This is a genomic window from Frankia sp. CgMI4, from assembly GCF_001756285.1.
GTDB lineage: Bacteria > Actinomycetota > Actinomycetes > Frankiales > Frankiaceae > Frankia > Frankia casuarinae.
The window spans coordinates 82,383-105,766 of record NZ_MAQZ01000002.1 but is presented as its reverse complement, the minus strand read 5'-3'; the positions used below and the strand labels follow the sequence as shown (position 1 = coordinate 105,766).

The 23,384-nt window shown below is 70.7% G+C and carries 17 protein-coding genes and 1 pseudogene; 4 read left to right on the top strand and 14 right to left on the bottom strand.

What is annotated here, in order from left to right; genetic code table 11:
* Positions 1–10: 10 nt before the first annotated feature.
* The 5 genes from tmk to Manayef4_RS00435 all read right to left on the bottom strand — a co-directional run bounded on the left by tmk (position 11) and on the right by Manayef4_RS00435 (position 9,784).
* Complete coding sequence (gene tmk / locus Manayef4_RS00455) at positions 11–2,080, bottom strand: dTMP kinase (RefSeq protein WP_349257417.1); 2,070 nt, start codon at positions 2,078–2,080, stop codon at positions 11–13.
* A gap of 299 nt (positions 2,081–2,379) precedes the next feature.
* The gene (gene topA / locus Manayef4_RS00450; protein WP_070130244.1) at positions 2,380–5,559 is read right to left on the bottom strand and encodes a type I DNA topoisomerase; all 3,180 of its coding nucleotides are present in this window, start codon (positions 5,557–5,559) and stop codon (positions 2,380–2,382) included.
* Between the two features lie 457 nt (positions 5,560–6,016).
* Positions 6,017–8,356: a sodium-translocating pyrophosphatase gene (locus tag Manayef4_RS00445; protein WP_070130328.1), complete on the bottom strand. Its 2,340-nt coding sequence runs from the start codon at positions 8,354–8,356 to the stop codon at positions 6,017–6,019.
* 517 nt (positions 8,357–8,873) lie between these two features.
* Positions 8,874–9,404 carry an ATP-binding protein gene (locus Manayef4_RS00440; protein ID WP_011438657.1) on the bottom strand — a complete coding sequence of 177 codons (531 nt, stop codon included), beginning with the start codon at positions 9,402–9,404 and terminating at the stop codon, positions 8,874–8,876.
* Positions 9,405–9,442: 38 nt separating this feature from the next.
* Entirely contained in the window at positions 9,443–9,784 is a 342-nt protein-coding gene (locus tag Manayef4_RS00435; protein WP_011438656.1) for an STAS domain-containing protein, read from the bottom strand.
* Positions 9,785–10,255: 471 nt separating this feature from the next.
* Here Manayef4_RS00435 and Manayef4_RS00430 point away from each other — a divergent pair, with 471 nt between their 5' ends.
* Positions 10,256–12,526: a DEAD/DEAH box helicase gene (locus Manayef4_RS00430; protein WP_349257416.1), complete on the top strand. Its 2,271-nt coding sequence runs from the start codon at positions 10,256–10,258 to the stop codon at positions 12,524–12,526.
* Positions 12,527–12,620: 94 nt separating this feature from the next.
* Positions 12,621–13,217 (top strand): hypothetical protein, encoded by a 597-nt coding sequence (locus tag Manayef4_RS25560; RefSeq protein ID WP_035908651.1) that lies wholly within the window; start codon positions 12,621–12,623, stop codon positions 13,215–13,217.
* 32 nt (positions 13,218–13,249) lie between these two features.
* On the opposite strand, the pseudogene Manayef4_RS25555 reads toward Manayef4_RS25560, so the two are convergent.
* The 7 genes and pseudogenes from Manayef4_RS25555 to Manayef4_RS00395 form a co-directional block, all read right to left on the bottom strand.
* Positions 13,250–13,657 (bottom strand): annotated as a pseudogene (locus Manayef4_RS25555) (Rv3654c family TadE-like protein); the annotation flags it as partial.
* A complete protein-coding gene (locus Manayef4_RS00420) occupies positions 13,633–14,058 on the bottom strand; it encodes a TadE family protein (protein ID WP_035729185.1) in 426 nt (141 codons plus the stop codon). The gene Manayef4_RS00420 and the pseudogene Manayef4_RS25555, both read right to left, overlap by 25 nt.
* A gap of 47 nt (positions 14,059–14,105) precedes the next feature.
* Entirely contained in the window at positions 14,106–14,348 is a 243-nt protein-coding gene (locus Manayef4_RS00415) for a DUF4244 domain-containing protein (RefSeq protein ID WP_023840725.1), read from the bottom strand.
* 93 nt (positions 14,349–14,441) lie between these two features.
* Positions 14,442–15,719 (bottom strand): type II secretion system F family protein, encoded by a 1,278-nt coding sequence (locus Manayef4_RS00410; protein WP_236701450.1) that lies wholly within the window; start codon positions 15,717–15,719, stop codon positions 14,442–14,444.
* 65 nt (positions 15,720–15,784) lie between these two features.
* Positions 15,785–17,053 (bottom strand): TadA family conjugal transfer-associated ATPase, encoded by a 1,269-nt coding sequence (locus tag Manayef4_RS00405; RefSeq protein WP_070130327.1) that lies wholly within the window; start codon positions 17,051–17,053, stop codon positions 15,785–15,787.
* Complete coding sequence (gene ssd, locus Manayef4_RS00400; protein ID WP_070130242.1) at positions 17,050–18,258, bottom strand: septum site-determining protein Ssd; 1,209 nt, start codon at positions 18,256–18,258, stop codon at positions 17,050–17,052. Before ssd ends, Manayef4_RS00405 begins: the two co-directional genes overlap by 4 nt.
* A gap of 288 nt (positions 18,259–18,546) precedes the next feature.
* Positions 18,547–19,578: a hypothetical protein gene (locus tag Manayef4_RS00395; protein ID WP_139139938.1), complete on the bottom strand. Its 1,032-nt coding sequence runs from the start codon at positions 19,576–19,578 to the stop codon at positions 18,547–18,549.
* Positions 19,579–20,019: 441 nt separating this feature from the next.
* Here Manayef4_RS00395 and Manayef4_RS00390 point away from each other — a divergent pair, with 441 nt between their 5' ends.
* Together Manayef4_RS00390 and Manayef4_RS00385 are read left to right on the top strand one after the other, a co-directional pair.
* Positions 20,020–20,517, top strand: a complete 498-nt coding sequence (locus Manayef4_RS00390) for a phage holin family protein (RefSeq protein ID WP_254665386.1) — start codon at positions 20,020–20,022, stop codon at positions 20,515–20,517.
* A 167-nt stretch (positions 20,518–20,684) separates the two neighbouring features.
* Positions 20,685–21,599 (top strand): alpha/beta hydrolase, encoded by a 915-nt coding sequence (locus tag Manayef4_RS00385; RefSeq protein ID WP_070130240.1) that lies wholly within the window; start codon positions 20,685–20,687, stop codon positions 21,597–21,599.
* Between the two features lie 35 nt (positions 21,600–21,634).
* Here the strand turns inward: Manayef4_RS00385 and Manayef4_RS00380 are convergent, their stop codons facing one another.
* On the bottom strand, positions 21,635–22,819 hold the full coding sequence (locus tag Manayef4_RS00380) for a MarP family serine protease (protein WP_070130239.1): 1,185 nt from the start codon (positions 22,817–22,819) through the stop codon (positions 21,635–21,637).
* 18 nt (positions 22,820–22,837) lie between these two features.
* Positions 22,838–23,272, bottom strand: coding sequence for a hypothetical protein (locus tag Manayef4_RS00375; RefSeq protein ID WP_011438645.1), 435 nt, complete (start codon positions 23,270–23,272; stop codon positions 22,838–22,840).
* Positions 23,273–23,384: the final 112 nt, after the last annotated feature.

Below are 23,384 nucleotides of genomic sequence, written 5' to 3'. Positions count from 1 at the left end.
AGCGCGTCGGTCAGAGCACACCGAGCAGGACGGCTGGCCGATCGATGCGGCTGGCCATGAACGAGCGGATCTCGGCGTGGATCTCCTCCGGTGACCGCGTCGCGTCTAGCGGAAGGTAACGATCGGGCTCCTTCTGCGCCAGCCGACGGAACGTGTCGCGTACCCGGCCCTGGAAGGTCAACTTCCCGGCGTCGTCCGCCTCGGCCGGGCCGTCCGGCGGCCCCGGCGGCCCCGGCGGCGGATCAGGATACGCGGTCATCCGCGCGCGGCGCAGGACGATCTCGGCCGGCAGATCCAACAGGACCGTGACGTCGGGAAGCAGCGCGTGCGTCGCCCACTGGGTGAGGACGGACAGCTCGTCGGTGCTGAGGGCCTGGCTCACGCTCTGGAAGGCGATGAACGAGTCGACGTAACGATCGGTGATGACGATCGCTCCCCGGGCCAGCGCGGGTTCGATCACCTGCGCGACGTGTTCGGCGCGGTCCGCCGCGGTCAGCAGCGCCTCGGTCCGGGGGTGCAGCCGTACCGTCGGGTCGAGGAGCAGTTCTCGCAGGCCCGTTCCCAGTGCGGTGCCGCCGGATTCGGAGGTCACCACCACCTCCCGGCCGGAGGAGGCGAGCCACGTTCGTAGCAGCTCCACCTGTGTGCTCTTGCCGGCGCCATCGATGCCCTCGATCGCGATGAACAGGCCGGTGCGGCGGGGACGTGTGGCCGCCGGCCGCCGGCCGCGCAGCGCGTTCCACAGCTCGGGCCAGACCGCGGCTCCGGTCGGGTCGTCCATCTGCCGATAGGAGAACAGGCCGACCGCGACGGCGAGCAGACCGCCGGCGAGCAGGACCGCGGTGACGCCGTCCGCGCGGACGTTGATGTCGCCCCACAGATGGATCCTGTGCGAGCCGATGAGGCCAACCAGGCCGGGCGCGGCGGCGAGCACGAGCAGCAGGTCGATGCGGACCAGCGACTGCACCAGGGCGAAGGTGCGCCCCCGCAGCTCGTCGGAGACCTCGGCCTGGAGCAGGGTGTATCCGGTCACCCAGGCCACGCCGGCGAACGCCCCCACCGCGACCACGAGGATGCAGGCGATGACCAGGTTCGGGATGATCGCGACGATCACCAGGGTGATACCCGCCCCGGTCACGCAGACGCCGAACAGGCGGGTCCGACTGTAGTCGCCGAGCAGCTTGGGACCGGCGGCCATGCCGGCGGCGAGGCCGACGAACACCGCGCCGAAGAGCACCCCGTACGCGGAGTCGCCGCCGCCCAGGATCTCGACGTAGAGCCGGCCGAGGGCGATGACGCAGCCGGCGCCGGCGAACCCGCCCAGGATGCCCACGACGAGTCCGCGGACCAGTTTGTCCTGGCCGACGTAGCGCCATCCCTCGGTGATGGAGGCCAAGAACCCGGGCTCGGGGCCGGTCTCCGGCCGCGCGGCCCGTCCGATGCCCTTCAGTCCCCAGATCACGATTGCCGAGCCGAGGAACGTCGCCGCGTTGAAGTACAACGCGAGGTCGACCGAGGAGTCATGGAAGAACGACACGCTGGAGCCGAGCGTCCGTGAGATCGTCGCAAGCATCGTGAAGATCGTCGCGGCGATCGGGGCCGTGCCGTAGGTCATGATCAGACTGAGGGTGTTGGCGGYCGCGAGCCGCTCCTTGGGCACCAGGTGCGGGACGCTCGCGTCCTTCGCCGGCGCCCACACCAGGGTGACCGCCTCCACCAGGAACGATGCGATGAGCAGCCACTTGAGCGTCCCGATGATCGGGATCGACATGAACAGCCCGAACCGCATGACGTCCGTCACGACCATGGTCAGCCGGCGGTCCAGCCTGTCGGCGAGGGCACCGGCGAGTGGGCCCAGGATCAGGGCCGGCATCAACCGGACGATCAGCAGCGAGCCGATGGCGTACGCCTGCCCGGAGAAGCTCTCCTGGAGCTGGGTCACCAGTGCGGTGGTTGCCAGCAGACCCATCCAGTCACCCAGGCTGGACAGGCTGAGCTGAATCCACATCCGGCGGAACGCGGGGATCCGCAGGACGGCCCGGATGTCGCTGTCGCCTCCGGCGGCGATGGTGGACGGCATTGGCGGCGAGGGAACCGTCGTCACCGGATGCCTGCTCGGCGAGCGGCGGACCCGCGGTCGCCGGACGGGCCAGGGTGGGCGCCGCCCGGCGTCCCGAGATCCGGCTGCATGGTCGGTGGCCACAGGGTCTCCTCCGGACGTCTCGACCGGGGTGGTGGACCTGCCGGTCACATTGGACGACTCTGCGTTACCAGATGTGGTCTCCGTGTCGCCGATGGTGAACGCCGTAACCTCGGAAACCACCCGGGGCGCGTCCGCTTCTCCAGGTTCTCCAGGGCTCCTACCGATCGGCAGCGCCATCAGTCCGTCCGGCGGGTGCCACTGGACGACGAGCTACCGGAGTCATCGGAGCCATCGGAGCCGCCGCCGTCGTCCGTCACCGTCCGGGCGGTCTTGGACCTGGTGGTGCCGGTCTTCGCGGTGCCGGTCTTCGCGGTGCCGGTCTTCGCGGTGCCGGACTTCGCGGTGCCGGACTTCGCGGTGCCGGACTTCGCGGTGCCGGACTTCGCCGTACCCGGCTTGGCCTTGGTGGTTTTCGGGCCGGTCTTGGCGGTGCCGGCTTTCGCGGTGCCCCGGGCAGGACGCTTCGCGGTGGCCGGTCCGCGGGCCCGACGGTCTGCCAGCAGCTCCGCGGCACGCTCATCGGTGATCGTTTCGACCGTGTCGCCCTTGCGCAGACTGGYGTTGGTCTCACCGTCGGTGACGTAGGGGCCGAACCGGCCCTCCCGCACCACCATCGGTTTGCCGCTGGCCGGGTCGGTCCCGAGCTCGCGCAGCGGCGGGCTCTGCGCGGCCTGGCGCCGACCGCGGGCCTTGGGCTGGGAGAGCAGCGCCAAGGCCTCGTCCAGGGTCACGGTGAACAACTGATCCTCAGATTCYAACGACCGACTTTCGGCACCCTTCTTCACGTATGGGCCATAGCGGCCATTCTGGGCGGTGACCTCCTCCCCGTCATCCCCCGCACCCAGAATGCGCGGAAGGGTGAGCAACCGCACGGCGTCGTCGAGGGTCAGCGTCTCCAACGACATGCCACGCAGCAGACTGGACGTGCGCGGCGGGTCAGTGTCGGTGGTGACGTAGGGGCCGAAGCGACCCGCCTTCGCCGTGATGGTCGCCCCCGACGCCGGGTCGATTCCCAGCATCCGGTCGCCACTGGGCGCGGCCAGCAGCCCCAGCGCTTTGTCGACGGTGAGTTCGTCCGGTGCGAGATCGTCCGGCACGCTGGCACGGCGCTCCCCGTGCTGGACGTAGGGGCCGTAGCGGCCCACCCGGACGACCAGCAGGGTGCCGTCGTCGGTCTCGCCGAGGGGGATCGAGTTCACCTCGCGGGCGTCGATCTCTCCGAGCCGCTCATTGACCAGGTGCTTCAGTCCGTCGGCGGCCGGGTCGGTGCCGTCGCCGGTTCCGAAGTAGAAGCGGGTCAGCCAGTCGGTCGAGGCGGCCGTGCCGGCGGCGATGTCGTCGAGGTCGTCCTCCATCGTCGCGGTGAACCGGTAGTCGACCAGCCGGGTGAAGTGGTCCTCCAACAGGCCGACGACGGCGAACGCGACGAAGCTCGGCACCAGGGCCGAGCCCTTCTTCCACACGTAGCCGCGGTCCTGGATGGTGCCGATGATCGAGGCGTAGGTGGACGGCCGACCGATCCCGAGCTCCTCGAGCGTCTTGACCAGGCTGGCCTCGGTGAAGCGCGCCGGCGGACTGGTGGTGTGCCCGCGGGGGGTCAGCGAGCGGGTGGTCAGTGGGTCGCCCTGCCGTACGTCCGGCAGCCGCCGCTCCCGGTCCTCCAGTTCCGCGTCTGGATCGTCGGCGCCCTCGACGTAGGCGCGCAGGAAACCGGGAAAGGTGATGACCTTCCCCGATGCCGAGAACTCGGCGTCCTCCCCAGCGGACGAGGTCGCGCCGAGCCGGATCGTGGCGCTCGTGCCGCGGGCGTCCGCCATCTGGCTGGCCACCGTCCGCTGCCAGATCAGCTCGTAGAGCCGGTAGGAGTCGACGTCGAGCTCGCCACGAACCTCACCCGGGGTCCGGAAGTGGTCCCCGGCGGGTCGGATGGCCTCGTGGGCCTCCTGCGCGTTCTTGACCTTCTTGGCGTACGTGCGGGGGCGTGCCGGCACGTACTCCGGCCCGTACAGGCTCGCCGCCTGCGCGCGGGCCGCGGTCAGGGCGGTCTTGGACAGGTTCGTCGAGTCCGTCCGCATGTAGGTGATGTAGCCGTTCTCGTACAGCCGCTGCGCCACCTGCATCGTGCGCTGGCTGGAGAAGCGCAGTTTGCGGCCGGCCTCCTGCTGCAACGTCGAGGTCATGAACGGTGGGTACGGCGAACGGCGGTAGGGCTTGGTCTCCACCGAGCGCACCGTGAATGCGGCGTCGGCGAGCCGCTCGGCCAGCGACCGGGCGGTGGCCTCGTCCAGCCGCGTCACCCCGGAGGAGACGAGCTGCCCCGTCGGGGAGAAGTCACGACCCGTCGCGATCCGGTTGCCGTTCAGGGCGATCAGGGTTGCMGGGAGCGGGGTCTTCTCGACCCCGTCGCCGCGGATGGACCCGGCGCCGGGTCCATCCGGCCCGGATCCCGGTGTGCCGTCCGCGCCCGACCACGCCTGGCGGGCGACGGTCGCCCCGAACAGGCCCTCGATGTTCCAGTACTCCGCCGAGTGGAACCGCATCCGGGCACGTTCCCGCTCCACCAGGATGCGGGTCGCCACGCTCTGGACCCGGCCCGCCGACAGCCTCGGCATGACCTTCTTCCACAGCACGGGAGAGACCTCGTAGCCGTAGAGACGGTCCAGGATGCGACGCGTTTCCTGAGCGTTGACCAGGTTCTTGTCGATATCGCGCGGATTGTCGACGGCCCGCTGGATCGCCTGGGGGGTGATCTCRTGGAACACMATCCGCTTGACCGGCACCGTCGGCTTCAGTGTCTGGAGCAGATGCCAGGCGATGGCCTCGCCCTCGCGGTCCTCGTCCGTCGCGAGGTAGAGCTCGCTGGCGTCTTTCACGAGCGCCTTGAGCTTGCTGACCTGCGGTTTCTTGTCCGGYGTCACGATGTAGAGCGGTTCGAAGTCGTTGTCGACGTCGACGCCGAGCCGAGCCCACGGCTTGCCCTTGTGCGCGGCCGGGACATCGGCGGCACTGCGCGGGAGGTCACGGATGTGCCCGATACTGGATTCGACCTGCCACCCCGGACCGAGATAGCCGGCGATCGTCTTCGCCTTCGCCGGCGATTCCACGATCACCAGGCGGTTGCCCGGGCCGGAGCCGGTGGCGCGGCTGCCGTGGGCGCCGGTGGCTCCGCCTGAGCCGTTCGCCGAATGGCCAGCCTCCGTTCGCCCGTTCGCCGTCCGGCTGGTGGCGCCGGCGGGTACGTCGGCCGATGCCTCGCTCGAGCCGGTCTCCGGCGGGAGCCCGGCCTCGGTGGGCTCGGCGACCGGTGCGGATGACCGCGCGGTCGCCCGTGTCGTCGTCTTCGTGCGCGCTGGCACTTCTCTCCTCGGTGCGACGTGCTCGTTTTAGTGCTCTGTGGGGCGAAAGCGTAGGTTGCTTCTACGGAGCGTAGGTCTCGAACATGGCGGATGTTGCGGAGGCGGAGCGCGTTACTGGATCTGGCGGGGGCGGCGCGGGTGTCCGGCGGACGGTGGTCGTGCGGGCGGCGGCCGTCGGAGTGAGAGCGGTGCCTCGCAGCACCGTACGCCGCCATTCCGTCTCGCGGATCCTCCCGTCCGGGTATGGCGACCGTAGCCCGACGCTCACCCACTGCTTCCCCGATCCGACGTGGGTGGCACGGATGGTCCGCTGGCGCATCACCCGGCCCACGGGCGGTACCCGATCCCGATTCCGAGGTTCCATCGGTTCTCGAGGTTCCATCGGTGTGAAACAGCGCCGCCGACCCGCGTGGCCTCGTGCGAGCCGCGGGGGTCGGCGGTGGCGGAGCGATGTGGGTCAGGCGTTGATCTTCTCGCTGGGAGCCGGTGTCGGTTGTGTCATATCGGGCACATCGTTGATCATTGAGCTCCGTCGTCTGGAGATGATGATCACGGCTGCGATGGCGGCGAGGGYGGCGAGGGCGACACCGATGCGCAGCCCCGTGTTCTCGTCCGCGCCCACCGAGTACTTTACGACCGTCGGAGCGATCAGCAGGCTGACCAGATTCATCACCTTGAGCAGCGGGTTGATCGAAGGGCCGGCGGTGTCCTTGAATGGATCTCCCACGGTATCGCCGATCACCGTGGCCGCGTGGACCTCCGAGCCTTTTCCGCCGTGGTGGCCGTCCTCGACCATCTTCTTCGCGTTATCCCAGGCCCCGCCGGAGTTCGCGAGGAACACGGCCATCAGCACGCCGCCGGCGATGGCGCCGCCGAGGAACGCACCGAGTGGCGGGTATCCCAGGCCGAAACCGACCGCGATTGGGGCGAGAACCGCCAGCGTTCCCGGTGTAATCAGTTCGCGGAGCGAATCGCGGGTGCAGATGTCGACGACCGCACTGTAATCCGGCTTCTCGTCGCCGGTCATKATTCCAGGCCTGGACCGGAACTGGTTGCGTACCTCCAGGACGACCCGCCCGGCCGCGCGGCCCACCGCATTGATCGCGAGCCCGGAGAACAGGAAGACCACGGACGCACCTATGGTGAGCCCGACCAGCGCGTCGGGGTAGGCGATGTTCAGGCCGCCAACGATGCCCCGACCCGCCTCGGGCAGCGCTCCGGCGTCGCGGAGAGCCGTCGTGACGGTGTCGGTGAACGAGCCGAACAGCGCCGAGGCGGCGAGCACCGCGGTGGCGATCGCGATGCCCTTCGTGATCGCCTTGGTGGTGTTGCCGACGGCGTCGAGCGAGGTGAGGATGGCCGCACCCGCCTCGTCCATGTCGCCGGACATCTCGGCGATGCCCTGTGCGTTATCGCTCACCGGCCCGAAGGTGTCCATCGAGACGATGACACCMACCGTCGTCAGCAGACCGGTCCCCGCCAGCGCCACCGCGAACAGCGCGATCGTGACGCTGCCGGAGCCGAGCAGGTAGGCGCCAAAGATCGCGGCACCGATGAGCAGCGAAGAATAGACCGCCGACTCCAGACCCACCCCGATTCCGGCGAGGATGTTGGTGGCTGGTCCGGTGAGCGACGCCTTTGCGATGTCCCGCACCGGCCGGCGGCCGGTCTCGGTGAAATACCCGGTTAGCAGCTGAATGGCGGCGGCGAGCACGATCCCGATCAGGACCGCGCCGATCGCGATCACTCGTGGATTACCGGACTGGGTGCTTCCCTGCATCCCGGGGAAATCGGCGAAGCTCGTCGGGAGGTAGAGCAGTGAGACGGCGACGACGCCGATCGCGGACACCACCGCGGAGATGAAGAAACCCCGGTTGATGGCGGACATTCCGGTGCGGTCACCGGCCCGCGGCGACACCGCGAAGATTCCGATGACCGCGGTCACAACCCCGACCGCCGGGATGAGCAGGGGGAACACCAGGCCGCGTTCGCCGAACGCCTCGACCCCGAGAATCAGCGCCGCGACGAGCGTCACCGCATAGGATTCGAACAGGTCGGCGGCCATGCCGGCGCAGTCGCCGACGTTGTCGCCGACGTTGTCGGCGATCGTCGCGGCGTTGCGGGGATCATCCTCGGGAATCCCCTGTTCCACCTTGCCGACCAGGTCCGCCCCGACATCGGCGGCCTTGGTGAAGATCCCTCCGCCTACTCGCATGAACATCGCGAGCAGAGCGGCGCCGAATCCGAATCCCTCCAGGACCTGGGGGGCGGTGTCCCGGAAGACGAGGACCACGGCCGCCGCCCCCAGGAGTCCGAGACCGACGGTGAACATCCCCACCACCCCCCCGGTGCGGAAGGCGATGCGGACGGCGGCTCGTTCCCCTCGGGTCATGGCGGCGGCGGCAGTGCGGGTGTTGGCCCGGGTCGCCAGCGACATCCCGACGAATCCGACCAACGCGGAGAAGATCGCACCGACCACGAAGAAGATCGACCGACCGATCTTCGCTCCAGTGTTCTCGGCTGGCAGGAGCAGCAGTACGAAGGGGATGACGACGACGAATCCCGCGAGTGTGGTGAACTGCCGTCTGAGATAGGCGGCGGCGCCCTCCTGGACCGCCCGGCCGACCTCCACCATCCTCGGGGTGCCTGGACTCGCCGCCAATACCTCACGAACCAGATAACCGGCAACAAGCAATGCGAGGGCTGCGACTATCGCCACACCGGCGACCAGGCCGAGGGCTCTGCCGCTAAGGTCAATTCCAGAGCCCTCGGCCTGTAGGGCTTGGATCGAGGACATGGCTCCTCCCGGTCTGCTCTGTGCGCCCTCCGTGAGGGTGCCGGTGCTCTCGGGCGCCCTTTCGGCGGTCGCCACGGCATCGAGACGGTCACGGCCACGCGCCGCATCCGGCGGCGCTTTGGGCGAGATCGGTCGGTTCTTCCCATTTCCAAGCATCTGACCGGTCTCACGGGGAGCACCAAGGGAATCACGGATGGTTGGATCAGCCGTCCATGAGATGCGGCGGAGTCTATCCACACGTCTGTGACGTGCGCTCGTTTTTCAGCAGCGGCGGCCCGGGTCGCGTGCTCTCGGGTACCTCTCACCGCCCCGGCGATAATCCGGAAACGGATCGATTCAGGAATATTCGGCATAAAAAGATCGCTCGTGCTGTTACTGACATGRCAGACTGGCGCCGTGGCTCCACCTCCATGTCAGGTTCCATGTGCCCCACCTTCGGAACCTGGCGCGGGGCACATGGCGGCACGGTCGGAGGCTGGAACAGTCGCCGGGCCCAGGCAGGGAGACCGGAGAGGTCCTACACCGCGGATTCGCAGGGGTCCGATGTGGCGCCGGTGTGCCAGGTCATCGCGACAACCGTACCCACGCCGTCGGGGCCACGCCTGATCTCGATCTCGTCGACGAGTCCCTCGATGAGGGCGAGTCCGAGCCCCGGTGGGAAACCAGAGTTGTCCGCCGAGGGATCGTCGTCCGCYGGTTCCGCCCAACCCGGCGGCTGAGTCGACTCGGATCCGAGTTCGAGCAGGGTGGTCGCGGTGACGAGGCCACCGTCCGGACCGGGGGCGACCTCGTCTCCGGTCCGGCCGCAGTCGGCCACCGTGATGGTGAAGGAATCGGCGCCATCGGTGAGCGCGACATGCACCGGGGCCTGCGGCGCATGCCTGCGGTTGACGCGCACCGCTCGGGTGCATGCCTCCGTCACCGCAAGTTTGATCTCGTCGGCCGCGCTGACCGGAACTCCCGCGCGCCGGCTGACCGCCGTCGCGATCATCCTGGCGGTACGAACGTGCCCGTTCAGTGCAGCGAACCGCAGCTCAACGGTGGGCATACGGCGGGCCTGCCTTTCGCGAAAGAGTGATGTCCGGCTCAGTCGCTGGCGGCAAGGGCTTCCTCGATGGAGGAGTGGATGGGGAAGACCTTGGTCAGGCCGGTGATCCGGAAAATCTTCAGGATGCGCTCCTGAGTGCAGACCAGACGCAGCGAACCCTCGTGCGCACGCACCCGCTTGAGCCCGCCGACGAGGACCCCGAGGCCCGTCGAATCGAGGAACTCGACGCCTTCCATGTCGACGACGAGGTGGTATGACCCCCCGGACACGAGATCGATGAGCTGCTCGCGAAGCTTCGGCGCGGTGTAGACGTCGATCTCGCCGCCCACCACCACGACCGTGTGGTTGCCTTCCTGGCGTGTCGTGAGGGACAGGTCCACGGATCCTCCTTGTGTGCCTCCGGCCGTCCCGTGCTTCGGGCGACCGACATCACGGCGCCATTACCCTCCCACGAGGAGGATCAATCCGGTGTGCCGCGACACAGATCGCGGGTCCGGTGTTGCGGCATCGCCGGYTGATGACGTCTGATGAAATGTATCCCCGATCTTGGCGCTCGTGTGGGGGTCGACCGACTGCATCGGCGGTTTCGGCGCAGCTGGTCCCGCGGGGACACTCCGTGGTCCGCCTGTCGTCTTGTCATCGGCCTCGCTGTCCGTAGCCACGCCGAGATGATCCCCGGCCCGGGGGCCCGGGGGCCCGAGAGGGCGATGTTCGGGGGGTTCGTCCGGCTGAGGGGCGCCGTGACCGCGTCGAGACGCATATCCTCGATCGTCGTGGGCTCGCCGGTGGATGTCGACGGCGCGGACACGGTCCTTGCCGGGCTGCGCCGCGACGTGCGACGAGCGCGGTGCATGACGCACATCGAGCGTGTCCCGGCTCGGGACGGCTGCCCGGCGCCATGGCCGGACTGGATCGATCCGGTCCTGCGGGGACGGTGGACGGCCGCCGGGATCGCGAGCCCCTGGAGCCACCAGGCGGCTGCCGCCGAGGCCGCATACGCCGGGCGCAGCGTGGTGCTGGCGACCGGCACGGCCTCGGGTAAGTCGCTTGGCTATCTGATGCCGGTGCTGTCCCGGCTGCTCGCCGAGCCCGGTGCCCGGGCACTCTACCTGGCGCCCACGAAGGCGCTGGCCCACGACCAGCTCAGAGCCGTGCGGTCGCTGCGGCTCACCGGTATCCGGGCCGCCGCGTTCGACGGGGACACGCCGGCGGCCGAACGGGACTGGGTCCGGGCGCATGCCGGCCTGGTCCTGACCAACCCCGACATGCTCCACCGTGGCATCCTGCCCTTCCACCGGCGGTGGACCCAGTTCCTGCGCGRCCTGCGTTACGTCGTCGTCGACGAGTGCCACGGCTACCGAGGGGTGTTCGGCGCACACGTGGCCGCGGTGATCCGCCGGCTGCGGCGGATCTGCGCGCGCTACGGGACCGATCCGGTGTTCCTGCTCGCGTCCGCGACCGTCGCCGATCCCGGGGTCTCGGCCGCACGGCTCACCGGCGTGGAGGTCGAGGTGGTCGACGTTGACGGATCTCCGCGGGGGCCACTGGACTTCGTGCTCTACGAACCTCCGCTGCTCACGACCGGGCAGAGCTCGCCGGACCGGGAGGACCCGACCTCCGCGCCCGGCCCGGGCGAGAACGGCGCCCCCGTCCGCCGGTCGGTGACCGCCGAGTCCGCGGACCTGCTGACGGACCTCGTCGCGGACGGTGTGCGCACCCTGGTCTTTGTCCGCTCGCGACGGGCCGCCGAGGTGGTGGCGGTGACCGCCCGCCGCGAACTCGGTCGGATCGCCGCAGACCTCGCCGACCGGGTGGCGGCGTATCGGGCCGGCTACCTGCCGGAGGAGCGACGGGCCCTGGAGGAGGATCTCCGCTCGGGCGCCCTGCTCGGGGCGGCCGCGACGTCGGCACTCGAGCTCGGGGTGGACATCAGCGGGCTGGACGCCACCGTCACCGCCGGTTTTCCCGGCACGCTCGCCTCGCTCTGGCAGCAGGCCGGACGCGCCGGGCGGGATGGCCGGCGATCGCTGGCCGTGCTGGTCGCCCGGGACGATCCGCTTGACACCTACCTGGTGCATCATCCCGAAGCCGTCTTCGGACGGCCGGTGGAGGCCAGCGTCTTCGACCCCGACAATCCCTACGTGCTCGCTCCGCACCTGGAGTGCGCCGCGGCCGAGCTGGCGCTGACCGAGGCGGATCTGGCGTTGTTCGGACCGACCGCTGCGTTCGCCGTCAACGACCTGGTCCGCCGAGGCCGGCTGCGCCGCCGGCCCACGGGCTGGTTCTGGACGCAACGGGCCCGGCCGGATGTGGACATCCGAGGGGCGGGAGGACCACCGGTTCGCATCGTCGAAGYGCGGACCGGTCGGCTTCTGGGCACCGTGGACGCCGCGACCTCGCACACGACGGTGCACGCTGGCGCGGTCTATCTCCACCAGGGATCGAGCTTCGTGGTCGAGGACCTCGACCTCGAGGAATCCGTCGCGTTCGTATGCGAGTCGGCGCCGGAATGGACGACCACCGCGCGTGACCACACCGACATCAGGGTGGTGGAGTCGTCGCGATCCCGGGTGCTGCCCGACGTGGAGGTGCACCTCGGCGTGGTCGAGGTCACCAGCCAGGTCGTCGGATACCAGCGGCGGCTGATCGCRACGGGCGAGGTACTCGGGCAGGAGCCTCTCGATCTGCCGCCGCGTCAGCTGCGGACCCGGGCCGTCTGGTACACGCTGTCCGACGACCTGCTTGCCCGAGCCGCGATCGAGCCTGCGGATGTCCCCGGTGCCGTCCACGCCGCCGAACACGCGGCGATCGGTCTGCTCCCGCTGTTCGCGACCTGTGACCGTTGGGATATCGGCGGTGTCTCGACCGCGCTCCATCCGGACACCGAACGCACCAGCGTCTTCGTCTACGACGGACACGCCGGCGGGGCGGGTTTCGCTGAACGGGGATTCCTCCGAATCGGTGCCTGGCTGGCTGCGACCCGGGACGCGATCGAAGCGTGTGAGTGCCCGGCGGGGTGCCCGTCGTGCGTCCAGTCGCCCAAATGCGGAAATGGCAATGAGCCGCTCGACAAGGCGGCTGCCTGGCGGCTCCTCGCCGCGGTGACCGCCATGATCGGCTAGCCCCGTGACCACTTCGCCGCGGCGTGGTTYCCCCGCGACCGGACCCGGGTATGTCGACCAGATCGGCTTTTCTCCGTCGTTTATACCAACGTCCATGGTTCTGGAGGTCTCGGTGGTAACCGTCGGTGTCGTGCTGTTGCTGGTGGCTGGAGTTCTCACCGCGGATCTCGTGTTGGAGAACAGCGGTCACACCGAAGTCCTGATCATGGGACAGATACTCTCGTTCGACACCTGGGGCCTGTTCGTCCTCGGCCTGGCCACGGGAGTGCTGGTAGCGGCCGGCGTGCAGCTCTTCCTGCAGGGCCTCGCGCGGGATCGCCGCCGCCACCGGATGGAACGCCAGCGCGCCCGGGAGATGGAGGCGCTGGTGCGTTCCGCGCCGGCCGCGCCGGCCGCTCCGCCCGCGCCCGCCACCGGCGGCCCCCGGTCCGTCGAAGCCGCCACCGGCGGGGCGCGAACCCGGACGGCCCCGCCCGAGGCGCGCCCGGCGGCCGCTCCGATGCCCGCGGCCGTCCCCACCGCGGCGTCCTCGGGCCAGATCATCACCCATCCCCACCGGGGCGACCGGATCGTCGCCCGCGTCGCTGATCTGCGGCGCCGTGACAGTGGCGGTGATGCGGCGAGCGGCGCCGCCCAACCTCGCGAGGGCGTCCGTTCCGGAACCGGGTCGTCCACGCCGACCGGGAAGTAGACACCCTCCGCTCCTCCCCACGGCCCGGCACGGGCGCGGGCGGACAGCTCCGGGAGCGGGCCGAGTACCGCCGGTAGGCGCGCGAGGACCGTCACCTCGACGGCGTTGCCGTCGACCCGGCAGGCTGCCAGCCGCGCCCCGTTGGCTGCGCTGACCTCGTCGGCCCGCGCGCACACCGTCCGCTGGTCGGCGGGCGGCATCGCAGCGGCCGCGAGGGCGGCGAGATCCGCCGCTCCAGCGGCCCGCTGCCGGACCGCGCTGATCACCGTCACGGTGAACGCGACGCTCACCAGCGAGAGCAGCGCGAACAGGACGGCCAGCAGCCATACCGTCGCGGACCCCGCATCGGGGGCCGCGACGGACGGCGCTACCCCCGGCTTGACGGTCGGCAGCGTCCTCAGCCGGCGCGCCCCGCTCACGGCACCATCCGGGCCGGGCATCCGGTGGGGGCATCGGACGGAAGATCGACCGTCGCCTCGACGGGGGTGACGGCCCGCGCCGCCACCTCGATGCCGGGAACCAGCCGGCTGACGCCGATGCCACCGACGTGCACCGACACCTGTACCTCGAGCCGACCCGCGCCGCGGTGCAGCGTCACGGTGGAGCCGACGGGTGCCGCCTGGATCACCATGGTGTGCACGGCCGAATCCGGCTCCCCCCTGGCGGCCAGGCGGGCGCCGATGCGTGCCGCGTCGGCGCATCGGGTCTGGGCCGCGACGGCACCGAGCATCCAGGCAGCCAGGAAGAAGACGACGAACAGTGAGGGCAGGCCAATCGCGAGCTCGGCGGTGGCCTGGCCGCGGTCCGACCCGCGGACGGATCTCCCACGTCGGTGGGTCACCGGCCGCGGCGGCCGCTGGGAGGAGCGCACAGGCATCACGGCCGCGCTCAGAACGCCACGGTCAGCGCGCGCTGCACCACCGAGGAGACCAGCGACCGGGTCGCGGAGCTCGATACCACCGCGTAGAGGACGCCGGCGAACGCCACGGCCGCAAGCGTGCCGACCGCGTACTCGGCGGTGGACATGCCGTGGTCGCGGGCCTGGACGGCCGGGCGCCACACGCTGAGAAGCCGCCGGGACACCGGCCATCGCGACAGGCGTCGGCACGAGGAGCGGGCTGCCAGGAACATGAGAACTACCTCCGGGACGGGGGAGGATCGGGATCGAGCGATGGGTCAGACCTGGGCGCTTGGCGCCGCGGTGGCAGCTGGATGATCGGGACTTCAGGCCGGCAACAGCGCGGGGACGGATCCGAGGACCATGGGGACCACTCCGAGCAGGAGAAAGGCGGGAAGGAAGCACAGGCCCAGGGGCGCGACCGCCAGGACACCTGCCCGACGAGCCGCGGCGATGCTCTCCGCGTGGGCTTCGTCCCTGGCACGATCGGCCAGTCGGGTGAGAGTGGCGGCGAGCTTCGCCCCGGACATCTCCGCGCGATCGAGCGCCATGATCGCTGCCCGCACCATCCTGGCCCGCCGGGACGGCGGCGTCACGCGGCCGCGGCGAGCCCATCCGGGCAACCGGTCGGTGAGTCGGGGAGCATGACTCGCGGCCACCAGTCGCTCGCATGCGGCGCCCACCGTGGCGCCCGCCGCGAGTGCATCGCCCACGGAGCACAGTTCCGCGCCCAACACGCCACCGGTGGCGGCGCCGACGGCCCGCGCCGCCGACATAATGGTTTCCCCGCTGCGTAGACACGCCGCGATCAGGTCCAGGGCCAGGGGAAAGTCGGCGAGGAACCGGTTGTGCCCCGCCACGGCGGAGGTCGGGGGCGCGAGGCCCGTTGCATCCACGGCCACCGGCTCTCCCCGTCGCTCCACGCCGTCCGCCAAGCGGCGAAGCCAGCGGACTCCGACCAGGTCGGCGAGCCCGCCCACGAGCAGGCATCCGATCCCCGCCGGCGTGCCCAGCAGCACCGCAATCGGCGCTGCTCCCGCGAGCGACCCCAGGACGATTCCGGCCAGCGGAAGCGAGGCCACCAGCCGTCCGGATGACCGGGGCCCGGCCAGTGCCGAGGTCAGCTCGCCCGCCCGCACCGCGTCGGCGCGGGCGACCGCCGCGAGCATCGTCGCGACGGGCGCCAGCCTTGCGCCGACGGCCGCGCAGACCTGGTAGGCGACTCCGAGCTGCCGCAGTGATGACGCCTCACTGCGGCACAACAACGCACCGGGCTCCTCCGTCCGGTCGAGCGCGGCACCGAGCTGGTCGATGGGCAGCCACGCCGATCGTCCCGCCGGTGCCGCAACGAGTTCGTCGATGCCGCCCGCCGCCCGGCGTAGGGCCTCGAGCTGGGGTGCGCCGGCGTCGAGCTCGGCCGCGAACGCGGCGAGGAGGTCTTCCGCGGACTGRCGGACCGCCACCTGCCTGCGCCGCTCCAGTGACCGCCGTCGCGCCCGGGCGAGACAGCAGAGCAGCACGGCCATGACGCCCGCAGCCACCGGTCCGGAGGTCAGCGTGAGCAGGACGGCACCGAGGACCAGGCCGATTCCTGAACCGATCATGGTTCCGGTCCTCGGCCGGGTGACTGCGATGGTTGCCGGGACGGTCCCCACGCGCTCGAGTACGGTCATGCTCGCCTCCGCACCTGCGACCCGGCGTCAACCAGGGCTGGAAGCGAGACACCGCGCACGTCCAGCAGGTCACGCAGGATCGGCAGGCCCTCCGCCGGCGTCGGGTCGCAGGCGCGCAGGGCTGGCCCGTTCCGGGAAGGTGCGGCAGGAACGACCAGGGCCGGCACGACCTGAACCAGTCCGCTGTCCGTCTGGCGGAACACCCCGATCGCGCAGACCCGACGGCGGCCGTCGGCCTCCCGGCAAAGATGAACGGCGGTGTGGAGCGCTGCCGCGATATGGCTGTGGACCGCGGGGCGGGACAGCCCGGCAAGGGCGGCGAGAGCCTCCAGGCGGGTGGGCAGCGCACTGGTGTCGTTGGCGTRCACGGTGCTCAGCCCGCCCTCGTGACCGGTGTTGAGGGYGACGAGGAGATCGAGCACCTCGGGGCCGCGGACMTCGCCGAGCACCAGCCGATCCGGGCGCATGCGCAGCGCCTGGCGGACCAGATCGCGCTGGGTCACCTCGCCAGCGCCCTCGATGTTCGGCGGGCGGGCCTCGAGCCGCACCATCCCCGGACGGTCCATGACGAGCTCGGCGGTGTCCTCCACCAGCACGATCCGTTCGTCGGGGCGCACCGCTCCCAGTAGTGCGGCAAGCAGTGTGCTCTTGCCCGAGCCGGTGCCCCCGGTCACCACGATCGCAAGTCGGGCGCTCAGGACCGCGTGCAGCACGCCCGCCACCGCCGGGCTCATTGTTCCGGCGAGCAYGAGTTCGTCGAAGGTGAAGGGGCGACGCCGGGTCCGTCGCAGCGACAGGCACGTACCCTGCACCGCGATCGGTGCCAGAACCGCGTGCAACCGGGTTCCGTCGCGCAGTTGCACGTCAGCGAAGGGCATCGCGGCGTCCAGGCGCCGCCCGGCCGTCGCGGCGAGACGAACGGCCAGGCGCCGCACCGCTTCCTCGTCCGCGAACGCGACCGAGGTACGGATGAGCCGGCCCCGGCGTTCCACCCAGACCTCACCGGGCCCGTTGACCAGGACATCGGTGACGTGCGGATCAGCGAGGAGGGGATCCAGCKGGCCGGCTCCGGGCGGCTCCGCGGGTGCGGTCACCGGTTCTGACGGTTCGAGCGGTTCTGACGGTTCGAGCGGTTCCGATGGAATTGCGGACGGCGGTGAAGATCGTGTGGAGACCGCGGGCCTCGCGGCCGCTCGGGCAGCCGGTGAGGCCGTGTGACCTGTGGCGGGGAATGGGGACCTGCGTCGCTCGCCGAGCCCGGTCATGACCAGGCCTCCGGATCGGGCCACACCCGTGGCCCGAGAACGCAGAGGCGGGTCAGCAGCTCCTCGCTGAGGCGATCGATGGTGTTCCTGTCGGCTGAGCCGCCGTAGCGGTCGCGAGTGGGAACCGAACGGTGCCGTCGGCTGCTGATCACCCCGGCCAGTGGCACGCCGAGCATCGTGGCGATTGCCTCCGGGGTGAGGCGGTCGGACGGGTGYAGCCGGACGACGGCGCGCACATCGGCGGACCGGCGGATGGCGGCCGAGCAGACACGTTCGGCCGCCACGATCGACGGCAGGTCCGCGGGCGTGACGATCAGCACCGTCTGGCAGGTCCGCAGGGCCACGGTGGTGCCCGCGTCGACTGCGGTGGCCGCCGGATTCCCTCGGCCGGGGAGATCCAGGATCACCAGGTCGGACGTGCAACGAGCGGTCGCGAGCAGGGTGGCCATCGTCGCCGGGGGAACGGCTGGGCTGACGGCGGGATCCCAGGACACCACGGAGAGGTCACCCCGGCGGGGCAGCCGGTCGGACCAGGCGATCGGTCCGACCGGGCCGCTCCCGTCCATCTGGTCATGCTGGTCGTGGCGCGTGGGAAACAGCGGCGCCAGACTGGAGGTCTCCCCGCCAGGGAAGGCACCGGACATGGACGGCACGAGGCGGGTGAAGGCGGGGGCGAGCCCGCCACCGTGCGGATCCGCGTCGATCAGCATCGTGCGCAGGTCGTGCCTCAGCCCGGCCAGGGCCAGCGAGACGGCCAAGGTGGAGGCTCCCGTCCCGCCGCGGCCGCCGATGATGCCCAGCGTCACCGAACGATGCCGATCGAGGCCGTCGAGATCGCTGAGGAGGTCGACCAGCCAGGGCTCGGCTTCGGGAAGGAAGACCACGTGATCGGCGCCGATGCGCACGGAGGCGTCCCACACCCGGCCGTCGTCGACGTGTCCCCCGACCAGGACTACATGCCRTCGATCGGGCAGCGTGGCCGCGATGCACGGCTCGACCTCGTCCATTCCGACGATGACCAGGGGAGCCGACGTCCAGTTGCGGCGCACCGCGCTCATCTCGGCGGCGACCGTCATCGACACACCGGCGGCCGCCGCAAGCCGCAACAGATCGTCGAGCAGGTCGGGAATGGCGGTGACGATGAGCGGGCGTACGACCGGACCGTGGTTCTCCGCGGCGGTCAGCAGGGGCGGAGCAGGGGACATGGCGGCCTCGTTCCCATCGGGGTCGGGGAAGACGTGGTCTCACCATGCGCCGGGACAGGCCCTGTGGATGACCGCCCTCCACAGGGCCTGAAGATGTTCTGATGGAGGTTTCGACCTGCCGAGACCTGCCGAGGCCGCAGGCCGGGAACGCGTGGCTGYCGCCCACGTGGCAGGAGGGGGCGGCAGCCCACGCAGGGGTCCGCACCGAGTGGTTCATACGGGCAGGTTCGTTGTGGTCCATCCCTGCAGCGGATCCGTCAGGTGCGTCAATCGCTCCGTAAGTGTGGATCAGGTTCGGGCGAGCGCCTCGCAGACGGCGAGGGACTCCCGCGCGGCGAGTTCCAGGGCCTTCGCGCAGTGCCGTACCCAGATGGCCACGCCGTCGGCGCCGCCACCGACATAGGCCGCGGCGGCCTCGCGGTACCCGGCGTAGGCGTCCCCGGCGTAGGCCTCTCCGGCGTAGGCCTCTCCGGCGTGGGCGTCCCCCGCGCGGTCCACCCGCAGGATGCTCGCCGGGTTCTGTCCCATCTCGAGATGTCCGACGTCGGTCGCYGTGAGTGCCTTGGGATCGAGGCCYCGGCCGATCAGGACCAGACGGGCGGCGGCCCGGGCGATGACCCCGTCGAGGGCGCCGAACGGTCGTAGGGCCAGCAGCTCCCCGTGCACCACGGCGGCCACCACGATCGCCGGCGCGCTCGTGGGCGCGACGAGGAGTCCGGTCAGGCCATCCAGCCGAACCGAGGTCTCCACCGAGTGGGGAGGCGGGCCCAACCGCAACGGGTCGAGGATCGCCCGGGTGCCGGCATCGGCCCGCGGACGACCGAGCTCGTCGTCCGGGACGAAACCCCGGCCCAGCAGCACGTGCATGCGGGCCAGGGCCTGTCGCGGTGCCCGCTCCCAGGCCGGAACCAGGATGCCCAGTTCGGCGTAGAGCCGAACCGTGSCGAGGACGACAGGTAACGGATGGCCGGATCCGGTCATGGCGGCGTCGTTCCGTGTACCGCGGTCGGTGACCGCTCCGGCCTTCGACGCGTCCGTTTCCTCCGGGCCGGGGAGCACGCCTTCGGGCCCGGACCGGGCCAGGTGCGCCCGCAACTCGTCCAGGCTGATCTCGTATCCCTCGAGGGCGGCGCAGGCGCGGGCGGCCCGCAACGATGCCTCCGCGGTCACCTCGGCGCTCTGGCGGCGCAGAACGCGGTGGCGCAGAAGCGTGTCCACCGCGGATCGGGCGCTGTCCGCGGCTTCACGCACCCCGGGCAGAGCGGCAACACGGGCGAGTGGATCGGCGGCGAGGATTGTTCCAGACGGGCGGAGACTCACAGCTCGCACGCTACCCGTCCGCGCCATGCGGGCTGGGCCATGCGGGCTGGGCCGTGCGGGGTCGGACCGTCCAGGCCAGGCGGGCCGGGCCAAGCGGGAAGACGGTGAGACCCGTAGGAGGAGTCACAGGTCTGAGCCGCGTCGTTGGGCCCCCAGGCGGCTCCGCGYGGGGGAGACTGCGTAGCGGGACCGGGGCGGCGGACCGCGTCATGATGGGGGGACGGTCGGCCGGGAGGGTATTGACGGTATGGACCGGAGGGGGCCGGGGCGGATGGCCTCCGGTGGGGCCTCCCGGTCCGCCGCCGGTTCGGACCCTGTCGGATCAGGGTGCATGTCGGATCAGGGTGCATGTCGGATCAGGGTGCATGTCGGATCAGGGCGGTAGCGCGAACTGTCCCGCCGTCCAGCACGGGCGGGTCGCCGCCAGAGGGAGGACCAGAAGTGTCGATCGCAGCCGGGAAGGCTCGGGACGGCCGTGAGCCGACGCTGGGTGAGCTGGTGGCTCTGGCCACTCGCGATGTCTCGTTGTTGGTTCGTCAGGAGATCAACCTGGCCAAGGCCGAGCTTGCCCAGCAGGCGGTGTCGGCTGCGCTCGGAATCGGTTTTCTGGCGGTGGCGGCAGGCCTCGGGTTCTGCGCTCTGATCGCCGTCACGATCTTTCTGGGAGAGCTGTTCACCTGGGCCGGCATCGAGCGTTTCTGGTCCTATCTGCTGACGGCCGGTCTCTACCTCGTCGTCGCGGGGCTGCTGGCCCTGTTCGCGATGGCGCGGTTGCGCAAGCTCTCCCCGCCCGAGCGGACCATCCAGACCGTGCGCGACGACATCACCTGGCTACGTAATCCGACGACCGCCCCAGCCAGGTCGGCGGGTCCGGTCGGACCGGGAGACGCGGTCGAGTCGGCGGGTGYGGCCGCCCACCCGGGCCAGCGCGGGCACTGACGTCCTGTTCGGTGTTCGCCGGTACCCAAGCTGCAGGCGCGGTCGGCACAGGGGCTGGCGAGGGAGCCGGCGGCGGACGTTCGAGGGCCGGCGGCGGACCCCACGACCGGCTCGTCACGAGCACCGCCGGTCCGGGGCCGGGGGCTGGTCTGCCATCCTGGCAGGCGATGGAGGACAYCGTTCCCGAGCCCGCCACCGTCCTGGTCGACGGGCCGTGGCGGCACCGTGACGTGTCTGCCAACGGTACCCGGCTGCACGTGGCGGAGTTGGGGAGCGGCCCGCTCGTCCTGCTGCTGCATGGCTTCCCGCAGTTCTGGTGGGCCTGGCGTCACCAACTCACCGCGCTGGCGGCGGCGGGCTACCGCGTCGTCGCGCCGGACCTGCGCGGCTACGGAGCGAGTGACAAGCCGCCTCGGGGCTATGACGCCTTCACCCTCTCYGATGACGTGGCCGGTCTGGTCAGAGCATTAGGGGAACCGGACGCCGCGGTCGTGGGCCACGACTGGGGTGGGCTGCTTGGCTGGACCACTGCGGTCCGTCATCCGATGGTGGTGCGTCGACTCGCGATCCTGGCCATGCCCCATCCGTTGCGGCTGCGGCACCAGATCGCGGCGGATCCTCGTGGTCAGGGTGTCGCCAGCCGGTACATGCTCGGTTTTCAGCTGCCGTGGCGGCCCGAACGGGTCCTGGTGGCCGAGGACGCCRCCCACGTCGCAACGCTGCTACGCGGCTGGGGAGGACCTGGGTATCCGGATGCCGAGGCCGAGCGGCGATATCGATCGGCGATGCGCGTTCCCGGGGTGGCGCACAGCTCCCTGGAGTACCACCGGTGGATCTTCCGGTCGTTATTCCGGCCCGATGGGGCGCGTTTCGGTAGTGTCCTCCGTCGGTCGCTGCGGATGGAGACCCTGCAGATACACGGGGAAATKGACCGTTGTTTCCTGCCGTCCACCGCCCAGGGCTCCGGGCGTTACGTCAGCGGCCCCTACACCTGGCGTCTGCTCGGTGAGATCGGGCACTTCCCGCATGAGGAGGCCCCCGACCTCGTCAACGCCGAACTGCTCGGCTGGCTTCGTCCCTGAGCGTCGCCCGGCCACCGGTGCGGGAGTACGGGAGGTCAGTCGCACCCCTGAGTGCTCACCTCCGCCGTGGCGATCACCCCGGCGGCGGCAGGCCTGGCCACTTCGGCGGCGCTCAGGGCGTAACCGGTGTCGCTGTCGTTGACGGCCGCGGCGAACACGACGCCCAGGACGTCTCCGCTTTCGGACAACAGGGGTCCACCGGAGTTTCCCGGCAACACCCGTCCACGGACCGCGTAGATGTCGCRCAGGACGAGGCCGTGCGAGTAGATGTCCGGGGCCTGGGCGGTCTGATGGTTGCGGACGCGCGCCGCCACAGTGGTGTATGGCCCGTCCTGGGGATAACCGGCGATCACTGCGGCGTCTTCGGCCGCGGCCGGTGGGTTTGTCCGGAACCGCAGCGGCGGCCGTTGCAGGTCCGGCACGCGGAGCACGGCGACGTCCCGGTCGGGGTCGAACAGGACGACCTCGGCAGGCAGGGTGCGCGAGGCCAGCACGACCACCGGACGGTGCACTCCGGCTACGACGTGCGCGTTGGTCATCACGCGCTGCGGGGCGATGACGAACCCGGATCCCTCGACCCGTTTGTCGCAGGAGCTGGCGACGCCACGGATCTTCACGATGCTCGCCGCCGCGTTGCGGACCCCGGCAGTCCGGGTGGAAGCGGGATCGGGCGGATCGGCAGCGACGATGCGCCCGCCGCCGAGCCCGGCGAAGACCTCGGGGAAGCCGTTGTCGTCAGCCAGTTGGCGCAGGTCGGCGAATGCACTGYGGACCTCGTTGGGCATCCCGGCGTCCACGGTGGCGAGGATCCGCGATTCCCGGACCGAGTGGGCGAGGGACTCGAAGGGCGATCGATCGACGGCCGTCGCCAGCAGCCAGGCGACAAGAAGCACCGATAAGCCGGAGAGCACCGCACCCGCGGCGGCATCGACGGCCCTGCCGGGGCGCCAGGTCACCCGGTCCCGGCTGGCGACCCCGATCGCGGTGCCCGCGACCTGCCCGACCAGGGCGAGACCGAGCACGGCCAGGAGACCGACCATGGCGCCGTGGCTCTCCTGGCCGATCAGTTCGGCGAAGGGCTTCGCAACCTTGGCACCGAGCACACCACCGCCGAGGAAGCCGACGAACGACAGCGCGCCCACCAGGAAGCCCTGCCGGTACCCGGAGATCGCGAAGAGTACGACGAGCAGGAGAAGAACGATGTCCAGGACGTTGAGCACGGCGGGCGTCGGTTCGACTCAGAGGATCTTCAGTGTGGCTGTCATGTTGGGATGCAGAGTGCAGACCACCGGGTAGCTACCCGGTTCCGTCACRGAGAAGGTGATGCTCTGTGACTCTCCCGCGGAGACGATGCGCGTGTGTGCCTCGGGAATCCGCGGAATGACGAAGTTGTGCGGCGGGGACTGCGGCGCGACCGAGAAGTCGACGCGGATCCGCCCCGGCCTGGCCACCAGTTCCATCGCGGAGAAGTGCAGGTTCGGCAGGCCCGTGACGGCGAAGATCTGCAGGCCGCCCGCTCCCTCGGTGGGAGTGAGGGAGGGCCCCGTCGACGTGCCGTCCTTGCCCGAGCCTCCGCAACCCGCGGCGCCCAGGAACAGACCGAGTGCCAGCCCGAGGGCTACCGTGAGCCGGCCCAGYCGGGTTGTCCGCCTGGTCCAGCCCGTCCGGTCCATCCAGGCCACCCGAGCGGGCGGGTGCTRGATACCATCCGGCCGTCGTGACCGCCCCTGCCGGGAGGAGTGGATGGACGGTCGCGGTCCCGCATGGTCACGGTCCGCGGTGCTG